Genomic DNA, 3529 nt, shown 5'->3' with positions numbered 1-3529 from the left:
CCGGAAGTTTCGTACATGTTATATGAGATTTCACTTTTGGGAGTGATACCATTACGAAAATGACCCTGCCTTTTACCTGAATGAGAATTAGTGGTTAATAATTAAATTTCTCCTAACAGAAGGCTGGAGATTTGTCCGCTTGTTCAATTGACCACTTTGAAAATTATAAAACCAGTTTTTTTCGGGTTGTTCGATTGACTATTAGTTTTTAGTCAAAGTCAGTCGAGTCATAGATAATTCTTTGCAGATCAGTTCAGTCTTTTCGAATCGAAGTCCTTAACTCGCTTCGGGCGCTCACCATTTTTTACGGCCGTTACAATTGCTTTTTCTTTTCCTCTGGTGCCCCGGGTAGTTGTAATGCAGTGCGGACAACTTTACTAACGGGGGCCTATCGACCAATTAGAACTTCAGAACCACTGAATTCTTCAGAACAGCTCCCTACTAATACAGAGCTGTTTTTAGCGGTATAAAATGTTTAAGTAGTTCAAATATACGCTGTGCTGGTATATGACCCGCCCGAACCCTCGCAGCTACCGCAGGTATTCGGTCATTCTAGTGTTGCGATAATAGAAGAAAAGTCCGGCTATGGCAACACCCATGACAAAAGAAAAAGCGGTTAGGCCAACATTTTCAATTTCAGATTCATAGCCATTTTCGACTATTGCCTGCCAAATCCCTGGCTTGTTCTTAAAGCCGAATGACCATTGTCCAAAATTCCACGCGCTATGTAGTCCAAGCGAAAGTGCCAGCCCCTTTGTTTTTAAAGCAGACACGCCAAATAAAATTGCACCTGCTCCTGACCCTATTATTGCCATTTTCAAGGTCATGCCAGCAGCAACATGCTCAATTATAAAAATAATTGTTATAGTAGACAAGGCAATTATAGGACCCAATGAAATATTGAGGGTTCTTAATGAATAAGAGCGAAAAGCCAATTCTTCTCTGCAAGCAATAAAAAAATAGAGGAGTAAAGGTGAAAGAATGTCAATGATGGAAATGTCCGGTACAGGTTTCAATTGGAAATGTCCATAGAATAAAACTATTAAGGCTTGCGAAGCAGCCATCATGAAACCGATAATATACCCACAAACGAAACGTGAAATACTGTATTTACCTGGGACAACACCGACATCAATTAGCTTGCGTTTCTCCCATTTTAAAAATAAAAGTATCAATACAAAAGTCACAATAGTTGCTGAAAGAATAGACAAGTGGTCAGTATATTTGACGGCAGCATTTCGAGCAACGCTAGAACAACATATTAAAATAACTACACAGCACAGGCTAAAAAGTAATACCCGCCCAACAACATAAACCCATTTAGTTGCTATTTTAAATTTGTTGTCTGAAGTCATGCTTCTAAAATTATAAAAACCTTAAAATATAAAGTCGATGATTGCATCTCAGGTAATTAGCTTTGGGATGTTAGAGATCTGGCAATCGTCAACCCCGACATCGCCGCAGGTTGAAAACAAAAGGATACGGTAAGATCCGAAAGCTCACCGATGCCTGGCCTGTTCTAACAACTGTTGCCAGAATGTTTAAGATGAAGATCATAACATCCTCCCCATTATTGCAAAACGCATTTTGTGTGGCTTACTTTTTATGTCGGAGTAAAACGACATTATAAAACTGATTTATTTGTTCATCAGCGCTCCATCTGGGTTGCAGCCAATGGTTCCGTCGTGGCGTTGCGCCGACAGGCTGTATTTCCTCCGTCGACATTTGCAGCCGAACCCTAATGTACAGCTTTTAATAAATTACCTTATTGCAAACAAATTTGCAATTGAACTAATGTAGGTTTTCAGAACTTTGCCCGTGACAGCAGCTAATAACGATATACTGGTCATTGCTCCAGTGTCCTGCCATCCTTGCAGCAAACTATAAGTTGGGCGCGACTGGCGTTTGGTAAGATCCAAAAAGCAAAAAAGCCACCGGGCTGGCAAATATTTATAGTCGACCACTGGAAGTGCTACTATTCCTGGAGCTTGCCAGAAACCGTTTTCACCTCACTGGTAAAGTAATTTGATAAGAAAACATGAGAAAAGGTGCCCGTCAGTTTTCCGCTGGGAGAGACGATTATATTTACTACTGAAGTTGAGTCAACTGAATTATAATCGATTGGCCCACCGGGGTCCAAATTCAAGGTGAACTGTTACGCTGCATTGCGTAGTGTCACGAGCCTGCTTTCCTACCACATATGTTCCACTTATCCTTGGCATATAGCCATAACCGAAATTGATAGATATATAATTTCCGGTAGAACGACCGTATCTGGTCGCACTTTCCAACGCAGCAAATGAACTTCCTGCCGGGTGGCTTGCGCCAAACCCTTTATAAGAAGAGCCGTCAATAACCCATTCTGAATTAGGTTCTTCGAATTGATTTTTCTTGCATGAAACTATAAAAAGCGTTAGTAGGGCGAAGTACAAAATGGGCGTTTTGATAAAATAGATTGATGATTAGGGCTTTTATAGTGAAGCCTTTTCGTTTAAATCGGAAGTGCCCGGTTTAAAAATCAATCTGCTACCTGGTTCACTGGGGCTCAAGGAATGGACTTTATACCATTGGCAATAGAATTGTGTCTGCCCAGGCTGCTGCCGATCGAAATCTTGATGAGGACGTTAATTGCCAATGCCCAACAAAGTTTGTCACGCCCCGCACCAGTGCCTGGCTTTGTAATTGGATGACGATAAGTTTGTCCAGCGCAACTTGAATAAAACGCCATGTTACCGATACGTTGCGGTTGATTAGCGGCTACGTCAAATTTCTTTCATTGCTTACAAGGTGTAACCAATTTCCCAAATGTGTCCAAATGGATCTTTCAATTTTCCGATTCTCCAATCATCTTCAGTTGTCATTGGACAAATTTGCGTCGCACCAGCCTTTAGCGCTTGGCCGAATAATTCATCAGCCTGTTGAGTTTGTAAAATTATCCTAACCGGGCTACCCGAATTCTGGTCGGGACTTAAATTTCCGTTGTCAGGCTCCTCATCGCCTACATAAAATGCTGCATTGTTAATTTCAATTATAGATGACAGCTTTTTGTTCGGCAATTCGAATCTCTTTTTTTCAATGGCTCCAAACGCAGCAATATAAAATTCAACAGCTTTGACCCCATTGTTTACTGTCAGAAAGGGCTTTACTGTTGTTGTACTATTGTCTTGCATAAAAACTTTTTTCAGAATGAGTTAGTTTAAAACCTGTTTGGCATTAATTGATCTGACTGCTGCATTTGCAATGACCGCCAGGATCTAGGCGCTTTGCGTGTGGCCTGTAAATTGAAATATAAATGCTGATTTTATTACTATTGCCTTTCATTTTAGCAATTTAATTAATAAGTGAACGAATGGATAGGGCTACCCTCTCTGCTGCGCTTTACTGCTGATGCTTCAACGGGAGCCAGCCTTGCAGCAAACCGCATGTGGTGCGCAGTCTTTCCAAGAACCGGCCCATTAAAATTATTTTACACCTGGATTGAGCTTCGCGTTTTGTCCAGCTTCAATCAGCCATGTATTTTCATGTTTGG

The 3529-nt window shown here is 41.0% G+C and carries 3 protein-coding genes; 1 reads left to right on the top strand and 2 read right to left on the bottom strand.

The window, feature by feature from the left end; translation table 11 throughout:
* Nucleotides 1-530 precede the first annotated feature (530 nt).
* Complete coding sequence (locus ACE5CV_RS17160) at nt 531-1355, bottom strand: CPBP family intramembrane glutamic endopeptidase (RefSeq protein ID WP_374951421.1); 825 nt, start codon at nt 1353-1355, stop codon at nt 531-533.
* A gap of 1425 nt (nt 1356-2780) precedes the next feature.
* The gene (locus ACE5CV_RS17155) at nt 2781-3170 is read right to left on the bottom strand and encodes a VOC family protein (protein ID WP_374951420.1); all 390 of its coding nucleotides are present in this window, start codon (nt 3168-3170) and stop codon (nt 2781-2783) included.
* A 171-nt stretch (nt 3171-3341) separates the two neighbouring features.
* Between ACE5CV_RS17155 and ACE5CV_RS17150 the strand changes: the two genes are divergently transcribed.
* A partial coding sequence (locus ACE5CV_RS17150) for a hypothetical protein (RefSeq protein WP_374951419.1) occupies nt 3342-3529 on the top strand: 188 nt, incomplete at its 3' end.

It is taken from the genome of Mucilaginibacter sp., from assembly GCF_964263795.1.
In the GTDB taxonomy this organism is placed as follows: Bacteria; Bacteroidota; Bacteroidia; order Sphingobacteriales; family Sphingobacteriaceae; genus Mucilaginibacter.
Note: the sequence above shows the minus strand (reverse complement) of the source record. Positions and strands in the feature narration are given on the sequence as shown.